Annotated in this window: 20 protein-coding genes; 2 read left to right on the top strand and 18 right to left on the bottom strand. The window is 43.1% G+C overall.

Annotated elements, in window-relative coordinates; genetic code table 11:
• Positions 1-34: 34 nt before the first annotated feature.
• Genes NSQ29_RS05200 through NSQ29_RS05185 form a run of 4 tightly spaced genes read right to left on the bottom strand, consistent with a single transcriptional unit; the run spans position 35 to position 4,972 of the window.
• On the bottom strand, positions 35-1,075 hold the full coding sequence (locus NSQ29_RS05200; RefSeq protein WP_042190330.1) for an NAD(P)/FAD-dependent oxidoreductase: 1,041 nt from the start codon (positions 1,073-1,075) through the stop codon (positions 35-37).
• 42 nt (positions 1,076-1,117) lie between these two features.
• On the bottom strand, positions 1,118-2,833 hold the full coding sequence (locus NSQ29_RS05195; RefSeq protein ID WP_341124504.1) for an ABC transporter ATP-binding protein: 1,716 nt from the start codon (positions 2,831-2,833) through the stop codon (positions 1,118-1,120).
• A 43-nt stretch (positions 2,834-2,876) separates the two neighbouring features.
• Entirely contained in the window at positions 2,877-3,911 is a 1,035-nt protein-coding gene (locus tag NSQ29_RS05190; RefSeq protein ID WP_042194295.1) for a FecCD family ABC transporter permease, read from the bottom strand.
• 2 nt (positions 3,912-3,913) lie between these two features.
• Positions 3,914-4,972, bottom strand: coding sequence for a FecCD family ABC transporter permease (locus tag NSQ29_RS05185; protein WP_042190334.1), 1,059 nt, complete (start codon positions 4,970-4,972; stop codon positions 3,914-3,916).
• 210 nt (positions 4,973-5,182) lie between these two features.
• Between NSQ29_RS05185 and NSQ29_RS05180 the strand changes: the two genes are divergently transcribed.
• Positions 5,183-6,190, top strand: a complete 1,008-nt coding sequence (locus NSQ29_RS05180) for an ABC transporter substrate-binding protein (RefSeq protein WP_341124503.1) — start codon at positions 5,183-5,185, stop codon at positions 6,188-6,190.
• A 91-nt stretch (positions 6,191-6,281) separates the two neighbouring features.
• Here the strand turns inward: NSQ29_RS05180 and NSQ29_RS05175 are convergent, their stop codons facing one another.
• From NSQ29_RS05175 to NSQ29_RS05115, 13 genes are all read right to left on the bottom strand, one after another.
• The gene (locus NSQ29_RS05175) at positions 6,282-6,503 is read right to left on the bottom strand and encodes a hypothetical protein (protein WP_339266252.1); all 222 of its coding nucleotides are present in this window, start codon (positions 6,501-6,503) and stop codon (positions 6,282-6,284) included.
• Positions 6,504-6,522: 19 nt separating this feature from the next.
• A complete protein-coding gene (locus tag NSQ29_RS05170; RefSeq protein ID WP_341124502.1) occupies positions 6,523-8,526 on the bottom strand; it encodes an ABC transporter permease in 2,004 nt (667 codons plus the stop codon).
• On the bottom strand, positions 8,516-9,283 hold the full coding sequence (locus NSQ29_RS05165) for an ABC transporter ATP-binding protein (RefSeq protein WP_341124500.1): 768 nt from the start codon (positions 9,281-9,283) through the stop codon (positions 8,516-8,518). Before NSQ29_RS05165 ends, NSQ29_RS05170 begins: the two co-directional genes overlap by 11 nt.
• Positions 9,284-9,419: 136 nt before the next feature.
• The gene (locus NSQ29_RS05160) at positions 9,420-10,826 is read right to left on the bottom strand and encodes an MFS transporter (RefSeq protein WP_341124499.1); all 1,407 of its coding nucleotides are present in this window, start codon (positions 10,824-10,826) and stop codon (positions 9,420-9,422) included.
• Between the two features lie 191 nt (positions 10,827-11,017).
• On the bottom strand, positions 11,018-12,022 hold the full coding sequence (locus NSQ29_RS05155; protein ID WP_042190346.1) for a helix-turn-helix transcriptional regulator: 1,005 nt from the start codon (positions 12,020-12,022) through the stop codon (positions 11,018-11,020).
• A 193-nt stretch (positions 12,023-12,215) separates the two neighbouring features.
• The gene (gene cheB / locus NSQ29_RS05150; protein WP_341124498.1) at positions 12,216-13,301 is read right to left on the bottom strand and encodes a chemotaxis-specific protein-glutamate methyltransferase CheB; all 1,086 of its coding nucleotides are present in this window, start codon (positions 13,299-13,301) and stop codon (positions 12,216-12,218) included.
• 41 nt (positions 13,302-13,342) lie between these two features.
• A complete protein-coding gene (locus NSQ29_RS05145) occupies positions 13,343-14,941 on the bottom strand; it encodes a HAMP domain-containing methyl-accepting chemotaxis protein (RefSeq protein WP_341124497.1) in 1,599 nt (532 codons plus the stop codon).
• A 204-nt stretch (positions 14,942-15,145) separates the two neighbouring features.
• Positions 15,146-15,808 (bottom strand): response regulator transcription factor, encoded by a 663-nt coding sequence (locus NSQ29_RS05140; RefSeq protein WP_339242807.1) that lies wholly within the window; start codon positions 15,806-15,808, stop codon positions 15,146-15,148.
• A 40-nt stretch (positions 15,809-15,848) separates the two neighbouring features.
• Entirely contained in the window at positions 15,849-18,782 is a 2,934-nt protein-coding gene (locus tag NSQ29_RS05135; RefSeq protein WP_341124496.1) for a sensor histidine kinase, read from the bottom strand.
• Between the two features lie 97 nt (positions 18,783-18,879).
• Positions 18,880-19,635, bottom strand: coding sequence for an RNA polymerase sporulation sigma factor SigF (gene sigF / locus NSQ29_RS05130; protein ID WP_042129724.1), 756 nt, complete (start codon positions 19,633-19,635; stop codon positions 18,880-18,882).
• An 11-nt stretch (positions 19,636-19,646) separates the two neighbouring features.
• Positions 19,647-20,102 carry an anti-sigma F factor gene (gene spoIIAB / locus NSQ29_RS05125; RefSeq protein WP_042129726.1) on the bottom strand — a complete coding sequence of 152 codons (456 nt, stop codon included), beginning with the start codon at positions 20,100-20,102 and terminating at the stop codon, positions 19,647-19,649.
• The gene (gene spoIIAA / locus NSQ29_RS05120) at positions 20,099-20,452 is read right to left on the bottom strand and encodes an anti-sigma F factor antagonist (RefSeq protein ID WP_042129729.1); all 354 of its coding nucleotides are present in this window, start codon (positions 20,450-20,452) and stop codon (positions 20,099-20,101) included. Before spoIIAA ends, spoIIAB begins: the two co-directional genes overlap by 4 nt.
• 175 nt (positions 20,453-20,627) lie before the next feature.
• Positions 20,628-21,764: a D-alanyl-D-alanine carboxypeptidase family protein gene (locus tag NSQ29_RS05115; RefSeq protein WP_231573502.1), complete on the bottom strand. Its 1,137-nt coding sequence runs from the start codon at positions 21,762-21,764 to the stop codon at positions 20,628-20,630.
• A 376-nt stretch (positions 21,765-22,140) separates the two neighbouring features.
• On the opposite strand from NSQ29_RS05115, the gene NSQ29_RS05110 reads away from it, so the two are divergent.
• A complete protein-coding gene (locus tag NSQ29_RS05110; protein WP_341124495.1) occupies positions 22,141-23,154 on the top strand; it encodes a serine hydrolase domain-containing protein in 1,014 nt (337 codons plus the stop codon).
• Between the two features lie 104 nt (positions 23,155-23,258).
• Here the strand turns inward: NSQ29_RS05110 and NSQ29_RS05105 are convergent, their stop codons facing one another.
• Positions 23,259-24,590 carry a pyrimidine-nucleoside phosphorylase gene (locus NSQ29_RS05105; protein ID WP_341124494.1) on the bottom strand — a complete coding sequence of 444 codons (1,332 nt, stop codon included), beginning with the start codon at positions 24,588-24,590 and terminating at the stop codon, positions 23,259-23,261.
• Positions 24,591-24,625 lie beyond the last annotated feature (35 nt).

Raw genomic sequence — 24,625 nt, 5'->3', positions numbered from 1 at the left:
AAAATCAAACCTATTCCTTAAGAATTTACCGCTATTAATGGTCGTCAACGACACCAAGCGCCTTATTCTTCTCTTTGAACCGCTCATTGTGAGAAGAAACATAAGCAACTTTAGCCGCAGTTGGATCTATGAACAGCTTGGCACTATTAAGCGCCAGAACTGCATCGGTGAAAGCACCGGCAATTAAACGTACCTTACTTGTATAATCCACAAAGTCACCAGCTGCAAATATGCCTGGGAGATTGGTCTCCAGCTTATCAGATACATTCGCACACCATTCGCCCATATCAAGGCCCCACTCTTTTAACGGACCAAAATCGCTCTTAAGACCATGGTTTACGATCACTGCATCCACTTCAAATTGCTCTGATTCACCTGTCTCTATGTGGTTGATCGTCACCTGATCTATCGTTTCCCCATTACTGCTGTGTAATTGGCTTACTGCATAGGGCACGCGGACATTGACCGAAGATTCCTTCATCCGCACAATATTTTTCTCATGACCCCCAAACTGTTCACGACGGTGCACAATCGTTACACTTGCTGCAATGGACTCCAGTTCATTTGCCCAATCTACTGCAGAGTCTCCTCCGCCGGAGATCAGCACTCTTTTGCCACGGAATGGCTCTAGCTCCTGAACGGTATAATGAAGATTCGTCACCTCATAGCGATCCGCACCTTCGATTTCGAGCTTAGCCATTTGTAGGATTCCGTAGCCAATTGCCAGAATAACGGTTCGTGTCCAGTGTTGTTCCCCGGTAGACGAGGTTAAGATGTATGTCCCGTCTTCTTGTCTCTCTTGATTCATAATTTGCTGTCCCAGCACAATGGTGGGTTCAAAGGTCTGCGCCTGCTCCTTGAGCTGCCCGATCAGCTGATGACAGAGAGTCGGCGTTACTCCGCCTACGTCCCAGATCATTTTTTCAGGATAAATAAGCATTCTTCCTCCGAGCTCATCCTTCGCTTCAATCAACTTCGTCTTGAGGTCTCTCATTCCACTATAAAAAGCTGTATACATCCCAGCAGGTCCGCCGCCAATAATCGTTACATCGTATAATTCCAGTTGATTGTTCATTATGTCCCTCCAAAAGTATATTCTATTGATGCCCTTAGCTTCTTACGCTCCAAACTGTGCCTCATGTAGTCGACTGTAAATTCCGGTAGTCTGTAACAGTTCTTCATGTCTGCCTTGTTCAGCGATACCACCTTCCGCAACAACAACAATACGGTCGGCATTCTTGATCGTTGCCAATCGATGAGCAATAACAAGCGTCGTACGACCTTGTGACAACTCCGCAAGTGCTTCCTGAATTGCGGACTCCGTCTCGGTATCCAACGCCGAAGTGGCTTCGTCTAGAATGAGAATCGTTGGATTCTTCAGGAACATCCGGGCAATGGATAGCCGCTGCTTCTGACCTCCAGAGAGCTTAACGCCCCGCTCCCCGATCATAGTATCCAGCCCAGCAGGCTGGGATTTGATCAGCTCTTCCAGTTGGGCGCGCCGTGCAGCCTCCCAGATTTCTTCATCGGAGGCACCCAACCGCCCGTAAGCGATATTCTCACGGATGGTTCCGTCAAACAGAAATACATCTTGCTGTACAATCCCGATGTGTGAACGAAGAGATTCAAGCTTCATGGAACGAATATCAATTCCATCAATGCTAATGTTACCCTCACTTACATCATAGAAGCGAGGTAGTAGACTACAAAGCGTTGTCTTACCCGCACCAGATGGACCGACCAGAGCAACGGTCTCTCCTGCTTGAATCGACAGATTCACATTTTGGAGTATGTTCTCTTTATCGCTGTAGGCGAAAGCCACATCATGGAAGGTTATATTCCCCTTAAGATCATGAACTGTCTTAGCGTCAATCGCATCATCAACATCCGGCTCCGTCTCCAGCAGTTCGAGATAACGTTTAAAACCTGCAATGCCTTTGGGATAGGTCTCAATGACCGAGTTAATCTGTTGTAATGGTCCTAAAAATACATTGGACAACATCACAAAAGCAATAAATTCACCGTAGGTCATTTGCTTCTGGATTACAAAATATGTTCCGCATACGAGAACAAATAACGAGACCAGTTTCATGAGAACAAAGCTAAAGGATGAATTCCAAGCCATAATTCGATAGGTCATCAGCTTTGTTATACGGAAGCGTTCGTTATTGACCGCAAAACGGGAAATTTCATGATTCTCATTAGCAAAAGCTTGCACAACGCGGATCCCGCTTACATTGTTCTCCACGCGTGCGTTATAGTCAGCAATGTCCGCGAACATGATGTGGAAGGCTTTAGACATTTTCCGGCTGAAGTACATGGATAAATAAATCATAAGCGGAACGATTACAAACGTCAGAATAGCTAATTGCCAATTGATACTGAGCATAATGCCGAACACACCGAGCAGCGTCATTACTGCTATAAAGAGATCCTCTGGCCCGTGGTGGGCAATCTCACCGATGTCCATCAAATCATTTGTCATCCGGGATACTAGGTGGCCGGTCTTGTTGTTGTCAAAGAAATTGAAAGATAACTTCTGAACTCGGTCAAAAAGCTTTTTTCTCATATCCGATTCGATATTAATCCCCAGCTTATGCCCCCAGTAAGTGACGACAAAATGCATAAAGGCACTGACAATATATATCCCCAGCAAGCCGAGGCATGAATAGAGTATCCATCTCCAATTGCCGCTTGGCAGCAGATCATCTACTACCCGGTTAACGGCTAACGGAAAGACCAGTTCAAGTAGTGCAGCAGCAATAGCACAAGAAAAATCAAGAATAAACAATCCCTTATAGGGCCTATAGTAAGCAAAAAAACGACGCAACATGTTAATAATTCGCTCCTTCTGGTGAGAGATCAGCCTACTTTCATCAAGATTTCGTACGGGCTAACAAATACAAAAAGTATGGTGCTCCAATTACAGCTACAACGATACCCGTAGGAATCTCAGACGGCTGAAGGATCCAGCGTCCAATGGTATCCGCTGTAATAACGAGTAGTGACCCAAGCAGTGCCGAAGTTGGAAGCATGAGTTGATGCTTAGGCCCAACTAACCGTCTCGCCAAATGGGGTCCGACCAATCCCACAAAACCAATTCCACCGCTGACAGCGACACTCGCTGCTGCTAATCCTACCGCAGCCGCAAGAAGCCGAAATTGTTCCTTCGTTACTGCGGCACCAAGTCCCACAGCGGTCTGCTCCCCTAGATTCAGTACGTTCATCACCCTTGCCTTATATATGACATAAGGCACCAGAATAAGAATCCACGGTAGGAGTGACAGTACAAACTTCCAGCTTGTTCCCCAAATGCTGCCTGCTAGCCAGGTCGCGACGAATTGGTATTTTTCTGGATCAAGCCTTAGCGTAAGCACGATCATAGCTGCACTCATCCCAGCTGCGACAGCTACACCAGTCAACAGTAGACGCATAGGCGATATTCCTTGGTGCCGTTTATAAGCTAGAGCATAGATTAAGGCAGCTGTAAGCCCCGCACCGACGAACGCTACCATTGGCAGCAGATACACTGGAGCCGCGGTTGCCGTAGGGTAAAAAGAGATCAACAGCATAACCATAATTCCTGCACCAGCATTAATCCCTAAGATACCAGGGTCCGCCAACGCATTACGAAAGACGCCCTGCATCACAGCACCGGATACAGCCAGACCTGCCCCAATTAGAACGGAAATCACAATACGTGGCAGCCGAAACTGAAACAAGATTAACTCCTGCTTGTCGGTTCCTTTACCGAACAATGTATTAATCAACTCCATAGGAGTCAAACGTATGTAACCTGTATTCATACTAATAATAAAAGCAATCACAATTAGTACAGCCAACGAAATCATGATAATTAAGCCCCGTTTGTTTTTGGCGGCTTCGAAGGAACCGAATGTCGTCTTTTCCATCATTACAGCTCCCTCCTTTCTTTACGTGCAAGATAAAGGAAGAATGGTACACCAATCAGTGCAATAATAGCGCCAAGTGGCGTTTCATTAGGTGGATTAATCATCCGCGCAGTTAAATCTGCAAATACAGCAAGTAGACTGCCGAGGATCGCTGAACAAGGAATAATCCATCTGTAATCGACACCCACAAAAAATCGTGTCAAATGCGGAATAATTAGTCCAATGAAACCAACTGCACCAACTACTGCAACCGATGATCCAGCCAAAATCAATACGATTAATGCACCTGCCAACTTCACAAGCCCTGTACGCTGACCTAGACCTTTCGCAACATCGTCACCTAAACTGAGCATCGTGATCGATCGAGAGATTACCATTGCACCAATTAAAGCGGCCCCTATCCAAGGGAACATGATTTTGAGTTGGATCCATTTCGTTCCAGCCACACCTCCCGCGTACCAGAAGGCTAAATCTTGACCGATGTGAAAATATAAAGCTACCCCTTCACTCAGCGCAGACAAAAGTGCACTAAAAGCAGCACCGGCCAGCACCAAACGAGCAGGAGTTAATCCTCCCTTAGCAAGTGATCCTATTCCGTATACGACACCCGCGCCTACGCCGGCACCCACGAAAGAATATAGAATCAAATACATAAACGATAAATTTGGAAAAAAAGCAAAACATAGTGCAAGCGCAAATCCTGCGCCTGAGTTGATACCCATCAGACCTGAATCAGCCAATGGATTTCGCGTCATCCCTTGCATAATGGCACCTGCAACTGCAAAGCTAGCCCCTATCATTGCTCCGCCAAGTACACGAGGTAATCTTAATTCTCTAATAATCTGATGATCCATGATCTCCGGATCAAAGTGAAACACAGCTGACCATACCACAGACAGCTTAATATCTGCTGCACCGAAGGAGACGGAAACAGCGATTCCTAATAATAATAGCGCCAGACCGCCGACCAAGATTAATGTTGCCGCCCAAGGACGTGAACGAAATTCTCGTTTAACTACTCCTTTATCGGCTCCTATCCTGGTAGTTATCTGTTGATTCATGAATGCCACCCTATTTCTGTGAAATTGATTCTCATTATCATTAGACTATTGTAAATTACATTTCCTAGGTTTGGCAATAGATAGATTTAATTGGTACCATTTAATTTATTGCATTGACAGAAATTCTAAGCTTTGATACAGTTCAAATTGATAATAATGATGATAATGATTCTCATTATTATTTGGTACATATACTTAGGGAGGTTTACCATGCTAAAAAGAAAGACCCTTTTCCCCATCCTGGCACTCGTAATGTTATTGTCTGTATTTGTGACGGCTTGCGGGGGAAACAACAAGGCTTCATCTAATACACCAACAGCGACAACTGAAGCAACAACAGCCCCGAGTGTAGAGGCAACAGCTGTTCCTGATGCTTCCGCTGCCGAAATGCGCAGCTATGAAACTACTAAAGGTACTGTTCAAATCCCAGTTAAACCTCAGCGGATCGTTACAGATTATTATGGTGGGGAATTACTCTCCGTTGGAGCTAACGTCATTGGCGTTGAACCTAGTACTTTTGATAACCCCTTCTTGAAAGACCTGCTCAAAAACACACAAGATGTTGGTGCTCCAGTCAATGCTGAGAAAGCACTAGAACTTGCACCTGATCTAATTGTAGTTATGTACGATGACAACTATGATGCTTTATCCAAAATCGCTCCAACCATTCATATTCCATACGGAACTGCTACGAACATCTATGAAACCGTAAAACTGTTTGGAGATATTGTAGGAGCACCTGATAAAGCTGAGCAATTCATTGCTGACTTTGAGAAAAAGGCTGCTGAAGGCCGCGAAAAGCTTAAAGGTGTCGTGAATGAAAATGATACATTCGGAATTTATGAGCTGACTGACAAAGGTGAGCTATGGACCTTCGGTAACAATGCAGGCCGTGGTGGACAAGCCCTCTATAATGCACTTAAGCTGAAAATGCCTACTAAGAACAGCAATGACAACCAAACACTGCAGCTATCCATGGAGCTGTTGCCAGAATATGCAGCGGATTACATGTTCCTAACTACTTATGATCCTGATAAAAAAGGTGATAAGCTGAAAGAGCTGAAGGAATCGCCCGTTTGGAACGGACTTGCTGCTGCGAAGAACGACCATCTGTTCTACAACGATTTTGATACTTTTTATCGCTATGATCCTATTGCCATTACCGCACAAATCGATCTGTTCGTTGATATGATTCTTGAGCGCAACGGTAAGAAATAAGAATAGACACATAAAGAAACACCCCACTTATTAGGCATCGCCTAAAGTGGGGTGTTTTGGTTATACATAAGAAGTTTCTATTAAATTTATATCATCTAGTATATTCATTATACTCATCAGTGTTATTTAATTTTTTGTACATATACTCATCATTTTTAAGCTTATAGAGCTGCCCCATCCCCGCAAATACGAAAAACAGCACCAAAATTAATCCATACGCATAGGTGAATTCACCAATATAAAAGCAAGTGACTATCGCAACAAGGATCAAGATCATTAATGCGACTGCAATTCTGGAAAAAATCTTTTTCAAATGGAATCCCCCCACGATTTTATTTGTTAATATTATCATAATTGGAATTAAATTTACATCTTGTATTATTCGTTGTGGGAACATCAAGCAGTCCGATATGAGCCAGCATATTGCGAGTGTATAATTTGGTGTATATACGATAAAAAAGGACTTGAAATAAAAGATACGCTCCGCCTACCAACAAACAAAACCACATCGGCTCCAGAGCTGTAGACATTTCAACTCTGGAAGAACTAACAACATAAAAAGAAGACAATGCAATACCTAATGCATACGGGAGAAAAAACAGCACTTTTAAAGGGCCGCCTATAATGCGTGCCACGTCCTTAGAAGTAATTCCAATCTTATTCAGCTTCCTGAATTTGATCCTCTCACGCTCTAAATCGGTTTGAATACTGAAATGCAGCACTATCCCGGAGGCGCCGAAAAATATTAAACCAACAAATGAAATTACGAAGATTCCAAATCGGCCAGACTCCTGTAACTGTAGATAGTCACTTATTCTAGACTTCGTAGAGAATACGAGGGCCTCTTGCCGTTCATTGCCATACCAGGACTCTGTATTGTCTTTGTTATATTTGGCTAAAGCGGCATTTAACTTAGCATCTATATCCACAGTTTTTTTCCAATCCTTAAAATTCAGGAGCTGAAGGTTACCGATCGCTTTTTTATTTTCCGCTTTCAGCGCCATATAGTCCTCTTCGTTTACAATAACATGAAGACCATTCATAAGATTCGGCACAGGGTTAAATAGCATTTTAAATATAAGTCCTTGTGAGTACAACGTATGATTCCCGGAAGAAAGCTTCATTTCGAAGGTGGGCATCTCTGGTCTTTGATTCTTCCATTCTTCTCCTCGAGCAACTAAGGCAAGATTAAGAAAGTGATCTTTCTCCACATGATAATCACTGCCGATTAATGCATTTATATTCTGGTCCAGAAATATTTTGAAATTAAACAAGTCGATATACTCCAGCTTTTGGTGTGAAAGCAGCGGCGTGGCGCCATGATCCGTGATCTCGCTTAGTATTTTTGGTGAGATACTATTTTTTCCGAATACTTCTGAATAGGCAATATCATATGGATTGTTTGCAACAGGAATATCCTCAGCATTCCAGGTCAAATAAAAAATAATACCGCTTAGAGAAATCGTGATGAAGACGAGGAAGGTGATAAGAGAAAGCACTATTTTGGAGCGACCAAGGGTATAGATCAAATTGGAACTAAACAGCAGGTGCTTGTGATAGGTTCTGCTTGATCGCGATATAAAAAGTTTCATCCAGTCCCCAAGTCCTGACAGCAGCAAATAGACACCCACCATACTTACTCCCAGATTGATTAACATCATACGGGCATCATCAGGACTGTAATGAGTAATCATATCATAAACGGAGATCCCCAGTAGTACGACTCCGATGATCCCTGTGATTTTACCATGAAGAAGGCTACGTTCTGCGGTTCTGGATTCTTTTAAAAGGCGTACAATGTTGTATCTCAGCGTTAATATTAATTGTATTCCAATCACAGCTATGTAAATAATCCCGAAGAATTTAATGGTATACAGATAACTTTCCAGTGTAAGTGAAAAAGAACTGCCCCCTATATTAACAAACAACGAGATGATGAAGAAGAAAAGACCGGAGAAGACCGACCCTGCACCTAAACCCGTGAGAATCGAAGCTAATGCGATCATGCTATTTTCTAACAAAATAATTTTACGGATATTGTGGCTCGTCATTCCAAGCACCATTAACAGCCCAAAGTCGCTTTTTCTAAATTTCAAAAAGGCCATTTGCGCATATACAATAAATAGAACAGCAAACACTCTCATAACCAAGAAAGGAGCATATAAATTACCAGACACCATTCCATTTACTTGATAGGGGTCATTAAAATCAGGGTTCGTGTACAGGGAGTAAAAGGCGAAAAAGACCATAATCGTAAAGCTGCTACATAGGAAAAATAACAAATACCTTCTAAGGTTCGCCTTAAAAATCTGAATAGCCATTCTCCTAAAGGTCATCTTCTCCCCCTCCAATGAAGGCCAGACTCTCCAGAATCCTATCAAAAAATGCTCTCCGCTCTTTATTGTCCCTAGTAATCTCTAATAGAGCCTTCCCATCCTTGATAAAGAGCACGCGATTACAATAGCTGGCCGCAAAAGGATCATGTGTGACCATCACAATTGTTGCTCCTTTCAGAGCATTCAGTTTGGCGAAGGTCTTCATCACTATACTTGAGGATTTGGAATCCAAATTCCCCGTCGGCTCATCCGCAAAGATCACCTCTGGATCATTAATAATCGCTCTGCTAATCGCCGCTCGTTGTTGCTGTCCTCCTGAAACCATATACGGATATTTATCCTTCACCTCGCCCAGATCAAAGAGCAATAACGTCTCATCTGTCTTGGTATTGATGTCGTCTCCCTCTTGGTCATCCAGAACCATGGGCACCATTATATTTTCCCGTAGGGTCAGGCTATCCAGCAGATTGTAATCTTGAAAAACGAACCCCATTCGCTGCTGGCGAAACAGTGCAAGCTCGTTCTTAGACATCTCGCTTATACTAGTCTCTGCAATCCGGACTACCCCACTATATTCCGTGTCGATCCCGCTAAGGATGTTTAGCAGCGTCGTTTTACCACTCCCCGAAGGCCCCATAATCGCAACAAGCTCTCCGCTATCCACACTCAGGCTTATGCCGTTTAGCGCCCGAAACACATTCATTTTGCCCTTGTCTTTATATTCTTTTGAGAGATTCTCTACCTCTAGAATAGGCATGCTCGCACCGTCCCCTTCATAGCTTGGCGGATTAACATTAAATGGAATTATGTTATTCCTGTAAATACTATAAAACTAAGTGAAGAGAACGGTTGTTAGATTGCTCACAGAACAAGAAAACTTGATTCCTCCTCTATCATTTCCGCTCTCGCAAGAAACAAAGACAAACAAAACCAGTAAAAGCAAGTCCTCCGATAGCTGCCAGTGAGAAGGAAAACGCCCTTACATAATCCGATAAATCTGCTTCCAAAAGAGAATGTTTCAACGAAGTGGAGAACAAAATACCGATTAGAGCCACCCCTAACGAGTTTGCTAAATACATAAATGTAGTGATCAGACCTGATCCTGTGCCCGTAATCCTTGCTGGTACTGAACTGAGCGTGACGTTGACTAATGGTGTAGTAGCCATTCCGAGACCGAAGCCATATATCAATAATATTAAAATATTTCGTGCGCCCAGTAGATGCGTCACATCCACATTTAGCTCCCATATAAGCAATAAACTAGAGCATCCCATCATCAACGCTCCTATTTTAAGTACACTCATCCCCCATCTTCTGACCATTCGAGACGATATCAGGGAAGTCAGAAAAAAGCCTATACCTATAGCCAAAAAAACCAAACTTGTATCTTGAACATTATAGTGCAAGCCAAATTGCATATAGTAGCTTAAAACAAAAAAGAAGGAGAACAAGCCTAGATAAAGGACAAGCACGGTCGCCAGACCTATACTAAATGTTCTATGTCTGAAAATAGACAGATCGACTAATAAACAATTCCCCTGCTTTCCTTTCCGATTTTCAACCCAGATAAAAGTAAACAACACGAATAAAGCTATAATTAGACAGCCTGAGATCCACAAGGGCCACCCTTGTTTTTGTCCCTCAGATAACGGATAGATCAGCAGAAACAAACCGATCAGTAGTAGGAAGCTTCCCGTCCAATCAATACTGTGCGTCTGCTCGGCCCGTGTTTCAGGAACAATCGGCATTAACAGCAAGACGAGAAGTCCGAAAGGCACATTGAAAAAAAATACCGTTCGCCAACCGAGATCGAACGGATTCCAATTCACAATAGTGCCTCCGAGAATAAATCCGAAAGCGAATCCAATGCCAATCATTGCACCATAAATACCGAAAACAAGCCCTTTTTCCTTTGGCAGAAAGCTGACCTGAAGTGTAGACAAAACCTGAGGCTGGACAAGCGCAGCTGCCATACCTTGTACGATGCGAATAACAATCAGAAGTGTCGGATCTGAGGTCAAACCACCCAACACTGCCATAATCGTAAATCCACTCACTCCGATAATCAGCATTCGTTTTCTGCCGTATACATCCCCAAGCTTTCCACTAATGATCAACGCCACAGCTAATCCTAGCGAAAATCCGGTGACGATAAGCTGTGCTTCAGAGAAGCTCGCATTCAAGCGATTTTGCATTAATGGAAGGGCGACTTGAATCATATAAGTATTCAATGAAATGAGTAAAGTTGGAAGTAGAATAACCCATAGCGCATACCAACGTCGCGAATCAACTCCTTGCATTGTATTACCACCTCTTTATGAAATCTATGATAATGATTATCAATTAGAATAGTCTTTTTCTCTACCTGTTAAGGGAGGTTTACTCCTTGATAAGGGAGCAAACACAAAAAAACCTCAAGCAGGCAGAATATAGTGTTCGATTCCGAACCCTATGTTCTACTGCTTGAAGCCATCTATAAGTACAAATCCTTCTAGATCCTATTTCGCTCCAAAGTCTGTTGTTCGATACGTTTTAAGTACTCGCTTGGATTGCAGCCATAGTGCTTACGGAAGGTTGTCGTGAAATTGCTGACATTACTATATCCGACCGAAACGGCTGTTTTTCCTATATTCAAACCTTCTACCTCCATGTACCAAAGCGCCTTCTCCATCCGCTTTATACGAACAAGCTCGAAGATCGTCATGCCAAATAACTCACGGAAACCCTTTTTTAGCTTGAATTCATTGATGCCTACCCGCTTGGCTAACTCACGTATGGACAGCGGTTGTTCGAAATGGATTTGCACCAACTCATGTACCCGCTTTAGATTTATAATATCATCAGGCCGGAACGTCATACTCCCGCTCATAGAGCCGTAACCATCGGACTCCCCAAATAAAGCGATAAATTCAAGCGCTTTGCTCTCCATATATAATCGTCTCAATGTTCCATGATATGTACAATGGATCATTTCAAAGACACATTTTCGAATCGCCGCAGTGTCAGGATAACGGTCAATATTTCCACGATGATGTTTAAGCCAGGTCTCCATCTGTTGTTTCTCCGCTAGATCTCCGGCATAATACAGCAGTTCGCTAGGAGCTAGCCGTATTTCTAACAATTGATTGGAGACCCCAGCTTTTTTCTCTTCATACACCTGAACATCCTCTAAAAAAAGAACATTGCCTGTTTGTTTCTCCGTATGACTTTCCTTGCCGTTCCATTCGCAATAGATTTCTCCACTCACGTTATAGCTTAGTTCGAACAACGGACAAGCTTCCTGAATGTAGAGCTTCATATCTTGTTCGTAAGTTATATCCGTATACATGATCTCCATACCTGGACGAATTCGCGTACGCGTAATGCTTCCCTGACCGATATGCGAGGGTATGGTAAGACGTTGTTCCCACTGGTTGTGCTCAACATGCCCTTCTATCCGCTCTGTAAATTGTTCAAAAAGATCATGAATCTCCAAATTCAATATTTTTAAAGCCATCGAAAGCCTCTCCTTCTTCGCCAATACAAATAAAGCCATTCACAACTCAAATGATAATCGTTATCATTTGTAGGTGTCAACATGGAATAAATCTATAGAATTTTTATCCCCACTTGGGATGAAACCCTAGGTTTACATAAAAAAGCGTTGGTGGATTTTCCTCCTACCAACGCCTATGGTAATAATTTATTCATCAAATTTGTTCGTCCAACATCCCCGTAACCTCCATAATCTTCGAGGCTAACAAAAATGAAGGAACTTCATAATCCACGCACTTGAGCTCAACCGCCGCTTCAGGCATTTCATTTACAATCGAAGTCTCTTGCGACTCTACAAGGGTAGATTGGGCGCCAGCTTGTTTGGCATTCAGCATGCCTCTTGCGCCATCGTTTCCCCTTCCCGTCATTAGAATCAAATGCTGCTTCAAGCTTTTCAGTCCAGAAATCGATTCGAACAATACATCAATGGATGGACGGTATCCGTTCAATGGAGCTTTCTTGTGAAGTTTGATTCTACATACTTGCCCTTGCTGAACTACAGTCATATGACAATTACCAGGTGCAATATATGCCGTTCCTCCAAGTACCAATTGATCATCTTTCGCCTCAACCACCCGTACACTTGAGAATCGATTCAATCGTTCTGCTAATACTTTCGTATACTTGGGTGGCATATGCTGAACGATTAATAAAGGATATGGGAAGTTTGCCGGGAGCGAGCTAATTACGCTTTCAAGCGCCTTCGGACCACCAACTCCACATCCTATGGCTACGATTTGATCGAATTCATCCGTACATCCGTTCTTAGAATTGTCTTCTGCCTGTAGTCCTATCATCACTTTCGAAACAGTAATATTGTTAAGGATAAGGGTTCTCAAAGGAATTTGAGCAGCTTGTTTAATTTTGAATATTAGCTCGTCTTTTATTTGGGATAAATCAGGTCCATGGATTTGAGTGGGCTTGGATATAAAGTCCACTGCTCCGTTCTGTAGACCTGTGATGGTTGCTGTTATTCCATCCTTTGACCCCGAGCTTAGGATAAGGATAGGGGTTGGACGTTGTGACATAATACTAGAGAGCGCTACTAAACTATTCAATTCCGGCACTTCTATATCAATCGTCACGACATCAGGCCTGAGTTCTTGAACCATGCTAACCGCTTCGGATGCATTTCGAGCTGCTCCAATGACCTCGATAATTGAATCCTCCGCAATAAGGTTCGAGATCTGTTTACGCATCATTACTGAAGTAGCTACAACGAGCACCTTTAACTTTTGCACTACTTCTCCTCTCCTATCAATGATGATCCCCATGACACGGTTTATTTAACTTTAAAAATAGATACGAGTGCATTTAGTTCCTCCGCAAGCTGTGCTAATGCATTAGCCGTTGTTGCCGTTTCACTACTGCTTGCCGCCATTTCTTCCGTTGCTGCCGATATGCTCTCAATCGAGTACAACACCTCTGATGACTGCGCGGCCTGTTCCTCACTGGCAGCAGCGATTTCTGTTACTTTATGAGCGGTATCGTTCACCATAGAGAGAATATGATCAAAGGCTTCCCCATTTTTTTGTGAAAAAGCTACGCCTTCGACTACCGCATTCACACTTTGGTGTGTATTTTTTTGCATTTCTTTAATTATGTCCGTGACTTGCTTAGTAGCCTCACTGCTCCGCTCTGCTAGCTTTCTTACTTCATTCGCTACAACGGCAAAACCTCGGCCCTGTTCACCTGCACGAGCCGCTTCTATAGCTGCGTTAAGAGCCAGCAAATTTGTCTGTTTTGCAATATCATCAATGACCGCAATGATCTCGCCAATTTTATCTGAGCCTTCTTCTAGTCTAGACATTTGGTTGTTAAGTAACGTCATCCCTTGAATGGAGTCAGTAACCACCGCACCTCCATCCTGAGCAATACGCATCGTATGATCTGACAGTTCTGAGGCTTGCTCTGCACTCTGAGCTACTGAATTAATCGCTTCAGACAATTCTCGGAACAACTCATTCATCGATTGCGCTGCAGTGGCTTGACTCATACTGCCGCTAGCTACTTCCTCAGTACTTGCTGATATTTGCTGTGCTGCCGCCGAGACACTTTCCGCAGAGGATAAAATCCCCCCCACAGTATGTCTTAAGTTCAGAACCATTTCATTCACAGAATTCGCAAGTTTTCCGATCTCATCCTTAGAATTTAGATTCGAAGTTTCGCTTAAGTCTCCATTGGCTACTTTACCTAGCAGGCGCATCACTTGATTAAGAGGCCGTGCTATAATTTGCGAGATTAGATAGCCAAAACCCACGCTGATTAAAAGTGCAATGATAGTAACACTAAAGGTAATCAACCGAGAGGATTGATATAATTCATTGGCAGTATCACTGGATTCCTGTGCCTGCTTCATATTGATGTCAATTAAACCTTGCAAGAAATCCGTCATCTCTGTAGTGGCCAGCTGTAAATCTCCTGTCAGCAAATAATTCGTATATTCTTCATTACTAATGATCTTCTTATCCAATTCAATTGCATGATCCACGCTGGTGGTATAGCGTTGCCAGATCTCAGGATAATCCTTCATTTTCTCTAATTCTTCTTCTCTCAATCTTGTCTTACTATATTTACTCATGATGTCTTCAATGCTTTGGACATTCTTATGTAATTTATCCCGATATTCTTTTTTCTTCACCTCGGTTTGGGCCATCGTATTTATATCCCGGATGTTTATTCTATTCGTTAAAAAAAGTTCATTCGCTTCACCGAGATAGGCAATCGGTGTTAAGCGATTTTTATACATATCCTCGATGGACTCATCCATCTTACTCAAATTACTTATTCCATAGAATCCTACAAAGCATAAAATGACTGATACCAACACAAATGCTGAGATTAGCTTCACTGCTGTTCTCAAATTATAAAACCATTTCATCCTTCTGCACCTCATTACGTTAGTCAATTTTTAGTAATTCTTAGGAACTATTTCATCATAAACGGTAAGCAGAATATGGTAACCGAAAAAAAATAGCGTGATCACGCAAAATTATTGCGCACCTCCGCAATGACGCGCAAAACAAAAAATCCCGCCTCACTATCTAGTGATCGGGATTTCAATCTATAGGGTTGTTACGTATTTTCACAATGAATTAGTAAAATCTGATTCCTTCAATATTCCGAGCCGTTTAGCTTTAATAGCCGCTTCAATTCTAGATTTCACATTTAGCTTTTGGAACAAATTCGTTAAACTATATTCTAGTGACCGCTGACTCATAAGCACAATCTCCGCTATTTCCTTATTACTTTTTCCTTTTGCGATTTCCGTCAGCATTTCATGTTCCCTTTTGCTAATCATGGAGGTTGCTTGTTCATCATTGATTTCTAATCCTTTAGGCGGTACTTTTCTTAACTGCTTGACTAAGGTCCGCGGTAGAATGACTTCCCCTCTTAATGCACATCTTACCGCTGTAATCAACTGCTCTCTATTGGTTGTTTTTGAGATAAAACCAAAGATCCCCGATTCGATCATCAGGTTAAATTTGTTAGTAAATTCATATCCGGTGTAGATTAAGATAATCGCATCCGCGTTCATTGTTAATACTTGCTTCGCCAAATCAATCCCATTCACATCCGCGATATGAAGATCAAATAACATTACGTCAAAGGAATGACTACTCACCATTTCAAGCACTTCATTCGCTGAATTAGCTAGAGTAACCTTCATGTCTCCCTCTTGCTCTAATATCATTTTAGTCCCTTCCATCACAGATGGATGATCATCCACTAACAATATTTGAATCATGCCTATGACTACCCCTCTATCCAATTGTTATGCCGCATGATTAATCTGCAGGTATAGATATATTGACCGCTAATCCCTTTTTATCTGGCGATCGGAATACTATTGACCCATCCATACTTCGAACCCTTTCCTTCATCCCATAAATCCCCATACTTGTAAGTGAATCCTCACCAAATAAATTCATTCCGATTCCGTTATCTTTATAATCCAAATGAATATGATTGTCTTCACTAGCTAAGGTGATGTAGACTTCTGTCGCAAAAGAGTGCTTTGCTGCATTAGCTAAAAGCTCTTGCACAATACGGTACAGACCTATAAGCACTTCATCATCTAACTTATGCGTGAACCCTTCAGACTCGAAATAAATCTGATAGTTGGTACGTAGCTGCGTAAATTCAAACAACGTCTCCAGCGAGGAGATAAGACCTTCATTGATTAATGCAGGAGGTCGGAGCTCGTTACAAATAATCCGCAGTTGATAAATAACATCAAGTAAACCTTCTGAGATCTGTTCTAGTTGTTCTCTAAGTTCCCCATTAATGGACCTTTCACCTAAAAGAAAATCCAGCTTACGATACCAGATAATCTGTTCTTGAAGCGCTGAGTCGTGTAAGTCCTGGGCAAGTCTTTTTCGCTCATTCTCGGACAAATTAAACATAAATCGGAGAAGCCATGTAGGAGCCACTTGCTTGGAAGCTGCTAGCTCAAGATCCTTCGTTAAATCTTCGATAAGCAAAAAATGATCAAAGAGAACACTGACATAACGGGTAATCGTCTCAAGCCACACTCGAATAGAGCCGATTTCTAGTAAAAGCGTCTTCTCGTTAATCGATAGCAAGTAGCTTTTTCCTCGGGACTCCCCGATCTTGAGTGAATACCCTTGCTCAGTCTCGATAATTTCACATAATTTATCATGGTTAGATTCAACTGCGATAAATTTTATATTTGATATCTGCAGAGTTTCTCTGACTTCTCTAAGTAACCGCTGCTCCATATGACTAATCTTCATCACACCAAAAAGATCTTGGGAGAACTGATCGAGACTCATTTGCAGGCGAAAATACCGTTCCTCACTCTCTCGAATAATCTGCTCTGTATGTTCTCTGTCCTCATCTGCTTTTTTTCGATCACTAATATCCCTAAATATAGAGATACATGCGACTTTTCCTTTGTACAAAATGGAGCTAGCTGTTACCTCTACATCGATAATCGTTCCATCTGAACGTACGACCTTTTGTTCAATAGGAGCTAAGATCTTATAGGGTTCTTTATAGATCTCTCGCATGCGTTCTTTCGACAGCCGCAGATACTCCGGGTGCGCCCAAATGAAAATATTTTTACCGATCAATTGACTCTCATCGCTAACTCCAAATAATCCAAGACAAGAGAAATTTACATAAACAAACTTATAATCGCTATGCAGAACAACCGCTTCAGGCGACATCTTGATCAGCTGCTGATTGAACTCCTCGCTTTCCCTTAATTCATTTTCCATCTGGACTCTCTTAGTAATGTCTCTTGCTACAATTACGATACTCATTACTTCTCCATCCTCACCTAGAACAGGAGTAGCAAGACATTCTAAATTTAAGATATAACCTTTTGTGTGAATAAAACGATTGTAAAACATCTTGCTTGCTTTTGTCCGAAAAATATTTGATATCTGTTCACGCAAGCTTTCTTGCTCATCTGGATCGATATACTCTAGGATGGTAGTGTCCTTGATTAAACCTACAGGAATACCGATTAGGGTTTCGCAGGAAGGCGAGGCTACAATGAAATTACCTTTTTGATCCAAAACCCCCATCATATCCTTCATGTTATTAATAATTAGTCTGTACTCTGCTTCTCGCTGTGCCAGCTTTTGTTCTACTTCTACTGTTGATGTTATATCTTTAGCGACAACAAAAGCACCCACAATACGACTATTCACATAAATTGGGATGTTTTTCATAGTCCAGTGGCTCACTGATCCATCCTTACGCGAAGAGGCAACAACATAATGCTGAGCAGATCCCCGTACTGTTCTTCCGAAATAATCCGACATCCTCGTTATATTTTCTACTCCAAATAGATTCATGATGGACAAGTTCTCTCCGACCATACTTAAAGCTTCTCCAGTAATTTGCTGTGCCGCAGAATTGATTGCCAAAATATTACCTTGCAGATTCACCTCACATACGACGTCTGAGTTATAGTCAAATAAGGATTTATAGCGCTGTTCACTTTTGAGTAAAGCCTCCTTCATTAACTTTCTTTCAGTAATATCTGCCAAGATCCCATCAAGCCGAACTACCGCTTGGGATTCATCTAGACTGGGTATGATTCTGACCTGTAGCCATCGAGGCTCACCACTTGCGTGGATAATTCGATATTCACTAAGTTGTGGAATCCCTTGACCAACTGATGATATGATCTCTTGAATCAAGGGGTTTTCTTCCTTATAAGCAATACGAAGCCAAAAATCATCCTCTTTTGCCTGCTCAACGGAATAACCGGTGATATTGAGAATGGCATCCGATATAAATAACACTTTCTTAGATACGTAATCGTAAGACCAAACCGCCACATCTAGATTAGAGAACATCTGTTGATACAAAGAAAATGTGCTTTCTAATTGAATTTGTGCCATTTTTTGTTCAGTAATGTCCAGCATAACCCCATCAATTCGGCAGACCTTGTTCTCCTTATTTAGGATAGGCGTGCCGATATTTTGAACCCACTTCAGTCCTTCAGTAGGTAGTTGCATCCGATACTCAAGACTACTGATATGACCAGCATTTAATCTTTCCATGTAGGCATCATATCGATCACGATCCACTACATTCACAAGTTCCCGTAAAAAACTAGGGCTGTGCTGTTTAGTCTTACTTGTGCAACCAGCCCATTCCTCTAAAATTCTCGACATCGTCAGCAGATTTTCTTCCATATCCATAGACCATGTGATCACATTCTCGTCACCGAGTGAATGCATATTAAGATCACCTCCACATAAAAAGCCCCCCCTTTTCGGGGCGGCTTTTTGTTCTAATTCGCTATTTTACAAGCGTCATTACATGAATAACTTTATCCTACTGAGCAATCTGCTCACGGATATTCTGCAATATTTTCTTCTCCAGCCGGGATACCTGCACTTGAGAGATCCCTAAACGACTGGCGACCTCCGACTGCGTTTGATCACGATAGTAGCGAAGATAGACAATCAGACGTTCACGTTCACTGAGGCCTCCGATAGCTTCATTTAATGCCAGCTTATCGAACCAACGCTCCTGTGATTCGTCAGCGATTTGATCAATCAGCGTGATCGGATCTCCATCATTCTCAAACACCGTCTCATGGATAGAGGTCGGTGGTTTATTGGCTTCTTGAGCGAATACCACTTCTTCCGGTGTAACTCCTAGCGCTTCCGCAACTTCACCAATCGTAGGCAGACGATCAAGCGTTTTAGACATTTCATCCTTCATCTTACGAACTTTATTAGCCATTTCCTTAAGGGAACGACTGACCTTCAAGGTGCCATCGTCACGAAGGAAGCGCTGAATCTCACCGATAATCATCGGCACCGCATAAGTGGAGAACTTGACCTCATAGCTGAGGTCAAATTTATCAACGGACTTCAGGAGTCCAATGCAACCGATCTGGAACAAATCGTCAGGCTCATACCCGCGGTTCATAAACCGCTGTACTACCGACCAGACCAGTCGGATATTACAGCTTACAAGCGTGTCACGGGCAAGACTATCTCCGGCCTGACTGAGCGCGATAAGACGTTTGACCTCCGCATCGTCCAAATAGGTCGGCGGAGCTTTTTTTGACTCTGCATCCATGGCTCCAACCCCTAATTGTATAAAGCTTTTTTCGAGACGATGGTTTTCTTCATTGAGATAGAAGTACCGTGTCCCGGTTCACTAGTGACTTCAAATTCATCCATGAAATTCTCCATAATAGTAAAGCCCATGCCCGACCGCTCCAGCTCTGGCTTAGAGGTATACAGCGGCTGTTGGGCCAGCTCCAAATCCTCAATGCCCCGTCCTTGATCCTCAATGGTTAGATGTACCGTTTCGTTGTCCAGCGATGCCGAAATGGTCACAATACCTTCCGGATCACTATCATACCCATGAATAATACAGTTGGTGACCGCTTCCGACACGACTGTCTTCAGATCATTCAGCTCGTCCATCGTAGGATCAAGCCGGGAAACGAACGCCGCTACGACTACACGCGCGAACGATTCGTTCTCCGAGCGTGCAGCGAACTGCACGTTCATGAAGTTACCAGCCTTACTATTTGTCATAACGCAACCTCCAAATCCGAGAGTGCAGTACTCTCGTCGTCATATAGGGGCATGATTTTGAACAGGCCTGACATTTCCAGCAGCCTCTTCACAGGTGCCGTTGCATCACACACAACCATTTTTCCACCTTTACTGTGGATCAGTTTATACCTTCCCAGAATCACGCCTAGGCCTGAACTGTCCATAAACTGCAGATGCTTAAGACTAAGAACCAAATGCGATACCTGACCACGCATAATCGCTTCATCCATATCCATTCTTACAAAATCGGCTGCGTGATGATCCAACTCCCCTGATAAACGGACAATCAACACACCCCTGTGATGCTCCATCTCCACATGAGAATTCATGCTTGCCACTCTCCTCTTCGTTGCTTTGAAAACTGACCTTGAAAGACAGTACCTATTCCCTTCAAGGACAAGGTTTTCTACGCGGCAAATCAGGAATCCTGCCTCACGACAAAACTAGAAGAAAACCCCTATGAATCTACAGAGTACATGGGGGTAATCTACAAAAAAACTGTTTTTAATCTACGCCGAACATCGAGCCTGTTGTGCGTTTAAAGAGCTTCCACCAGCCTGCTTTCGGCACAGCTTCCCCTGCTTTTAATTCATACTCCTTAATCACTTGGGTTCCTTGGTAGACCACTAGCTTGCCCACAGATTGACCTTCAGCTACTGGAGCCTTCACGCTTTCCGGCAATACTAGTTCGTGGCGAATGCCTTCTTGAGTCACACCTTTTTTCAAAAGAACACTGTACGTCTCTTTGGCTGTTATCGGCAACTCAGATTTTACGCCCTTTTCAATCTTTAGGGTGCCGATGGCATCTCCTTCTTTGTGGATCGTGTGTACTTTATATTGCGAGAACAGGTAATCGAACATGCCTGACACTTCACTATTGCGTGTCTTTGTGTTCGGCTCGCCTAGCACAACAGCGACAGCACGTAAGCCATCTCTTGCTGCTGTAGCGGACAGACAGAATTTTGCCTCAGCAGTATAACCAGTCTTCAAACCATCAGCACCAGTGTAGAAACGCACTAGCTTGTTCGTGTTCACCAACCAGAACGGTTTGGTTGAATCCTTACGTAAGTAATCCTGATAGGAACCGGTATATTTGATAATTTGATCATGCTTCAAAAGCTCACGACTGATGACCGCAATATCGTAAGCTGAGGAATAGTGATTGGCGGCTGGAAGACCGTTGCAGTTGGCAAAATGGGTATCTTTTAGACCCAGTTCCTCTGCACGTTTATTCATCAGATCGACAAAAGCACTCTCTGAACCAGCTATTTTCTCCGCCATCGCCACAGAAGCATCATTACCAGAAGCCATAGCGATACCTTTAAGCATATCGTCTACCGACATTTCTTCACCAGGCTCCAGAAAAATCTGCGATCCGCCCATAGAAGCCGCATATTCACTTGTTCGCACCTTATCAGTCAGCTGCAGCCTTCCTTCATCCAGCGCTTCCACCGTTAGTAACATTGTCATAATCTTCGTAATGCTTGCGGGAGGCAGCTTATCATGGCTGTTCTTCTCATAAATAACGGTTCCGGTACCAGCGTCCATCAAAATAGCAGAACGCGCTCCCGGTGCGAGGTCTACAGCGGCAGCATTACTGCCAGAGTCCTTGGTTTTTTCTTCTGCATAAGCGCCTGACATAGGTCCTAGAACCGATACAGCGATACAGAGCACAAGCACAGCAAAACGCATTTTTCTCACAATGGTTCCCCTCCTGAACGTTAACCTTCATATCACAGGTACTGTGTTCCAGTTTCGTCAGAAAGGGTGAAAATTATTCCATTTTTAAGGAAATAACCACAATTATTTATCTCAAGAAGTAAGGATGTCATCAATTAAAAAAAGCCCAGCAGCAGTTGCAGAGCATTTTTATTATAGGGGAGATTAAATAATATTTCAAATTTAAAGTATTTCCATTTTTTTAGCTCTCATTTTAGGACTTTTAAAGGTAAATCGTAGACTTTCAACGAATGCTAACTAAGAACCTATACTGTCTTACAGAGGAGTGAATATACGAATGAACCCACTAGAAACTTATATTGAGACAGAAGCAAAACAGAACGATTTCTCAGGCGTAGTACTAGCAAAACAATATGATAAAGAAATCGCCAGCAGCTGTCACGGTTATGCCAATAAGTCGGATAAGCGCGAAAACAATATTCATACTCGGTTCGGGATCGCTTCCGGGTGTAAAATATTCACAGCAATTGCCGTCTGTCAACTGGTCGAAAGAGGATTGATTTCTTTCGAAAGCAGATTATCAGACTATCTGAAGAAGGTAGAGTTCCCTCTCTTTAGTTCTGAAATCACCATACATCAGTTGCTTACGCATAGCTCTGGGATTCCAGATTATTTTGATGAAACAATCATGGATGACTTCGAAGAACTGTGGAAGACACAACCTATGTACACTTTACGGCAACTGGAAGATTTTGTACCGATGTTTAGAAACCTCCCCATGATGTGGACCCCTGGTGAACGTTTCCACTACAACAATGCCGGATATATCGTGCTAGGTCTTCTGGTGGAGGAATTGAGTGGAATGTCCTTTTCCGATTATGTGGAGCTTCACATCTTTAAGCCTTGCGGAATGGAGCAATCCGGTTACTTTACGTTAGATGCCTTACCAGCCAACTGTGCACTAGGATACATAGAAGAAGAGAACGGTAGCTGGAGAAGCAACATCTATTCAATCCCGGTAAAAGGAGGCGCTGACGGTGGAGCTTTCGTAACCGCTCCTGACATGCAGTTATTCTGGAATGGGCTAATGAACCATACCCTTTTGAGTCCAGTACTCACTTCATTGTTGCTTACTCCCCACATACATGTGGATGGTGAAGGCTATTATGGTTATGGTGTATGGATAACCCTCCGAGAAGAAAAAGTGTTCAAATTTCACATTATGGGCTACGATCCCGGTGTTTCCTTCCGATCGGCTTTCTATCCGGCTAGTGGAGAGACTGTGGTCGTATTATGTAATACAAGCAGCGGGGCTTCTCAGATTTTCAATCTTATCGATAAGCATTTGTAGCTGCTCCGTCAAAAACGTAAAACAGCGAGCCTCCTATTAACGGAGGCTCGCTATTTTACTCTCTATTTCAGGTCTTTGTCATGAAAATAATTACATTTCCTTGGCTAGTACCGTGTTACTCCATCCTTCGTAACAAGCGCGAATACCAGTGGCAATGGTGGAACCGATTCAGAAGTAATACGGTAAGCTTCCAGCACCTTGCCCTCAGCTTCCTCTACTTTCTTATCACTGGCATCATTGATATGCAATACTGCAAGTGTATCCCCAATCTCTACAGCATCTCCAACTTTTTTAGAGAGTTGAATACCTACAGCCAAATCTATTACAGATTCCTTGGTTTCACGTCCTGCACCAAGCAGCATAGCAGCAATGCCGATTTCTTCTGCTTGAATCCCCTCAATGTAACCCTTAGTCTTCGCTTTCACTTCAATGAATCGTTTAGCAGCAGGGAGTTTCTCCGGATCATCGATTTGCGAAACATCTCCGCCTTGCGCACTCACGATCTGTTTGAATTTCTCCAGCGCTGTGCCATCTTCAATATGTGTCATCAGAATCGAACGAGCCTCCGCTTCATCCTTGGCTTTACCGCCAAGAACAAGCATCTGACTGCCCAGAATAAGGCAGACTTCCTGCAAATCTTTAGGACCGTGACCCTTCAAGGTCTCGATTCCTTCCTTAATTTCCAGCGCATTTCCGATCCCATAACCCAGTGGCTGATCCATATCACTGATGATCGCAACGGTATTACGACCCAAATGGGTGCCGATATCCACCATAGCCTGGGCAAGCGCAATAGAATCATCAAGCGTCTTCATAAAAGCACCGCTGCCGGTTTTGACATCCAGTACAATGGCGTCTGCACCCGCTGCAATCTTCTTACTCATCACTGAGCTTGCAATAAGAGGGATGGATTCAACAGTTGCCGTTACATCCCGAAGGGCATACAGCTTTTTGTCAGCGGGTGTAATGTTGCCCGACTGGCCGATCACGGCAGCTCCGATCTCCCCTACTTGATCAAAGAAACGCTCGCGATCCATCTCTATAGAAAAGCCAGTGATCGACTCCAGCTTATCAAGTGTACCTCCTGTATGCCCAAGTCCGCGGCCGGACATCTTCGCTACCGGTACTCCAGCAGAGGCTACCAACGGTGCAAGCACCACGGTGGTTTTATCTCCCACTCCACCTGTGGAGTGCTTATCAACCTTAATGCCTGCGATTGGGCTCAGATCCACTTGATCACCGGACATCGCCATTTCCATCGTTAGATCGCCGGTCTCCCGTGCGTTCATGCCTTGAAAATAAACCGCCATGGCCCAAGCGGCAAGTTGATAATCAGGAACTTCACCTTTACTATAGCCTTGAATTAGAAAGGATATTTCCTCACGGCTCAGCTCTCCACCGTCTCTTTTTTTCTGAATAATGTCGACAGCTCTCATTTTACACCTGCATTTCACGGACATTTGCGCGAGCA

The organism is Paenibacillus sp. FSL F4-0236 (genome assembly GCF_038000135.1).
Taxonomy (GTDB): domain Bacteria; phylum Bacillota; class Bacilli; order Paenibacillales; family Paenibacillaceae; genus Paenibacillus_AQ.
This window is presented reverse-complemented; position numbering and strand designations above follow the sequence as displayed.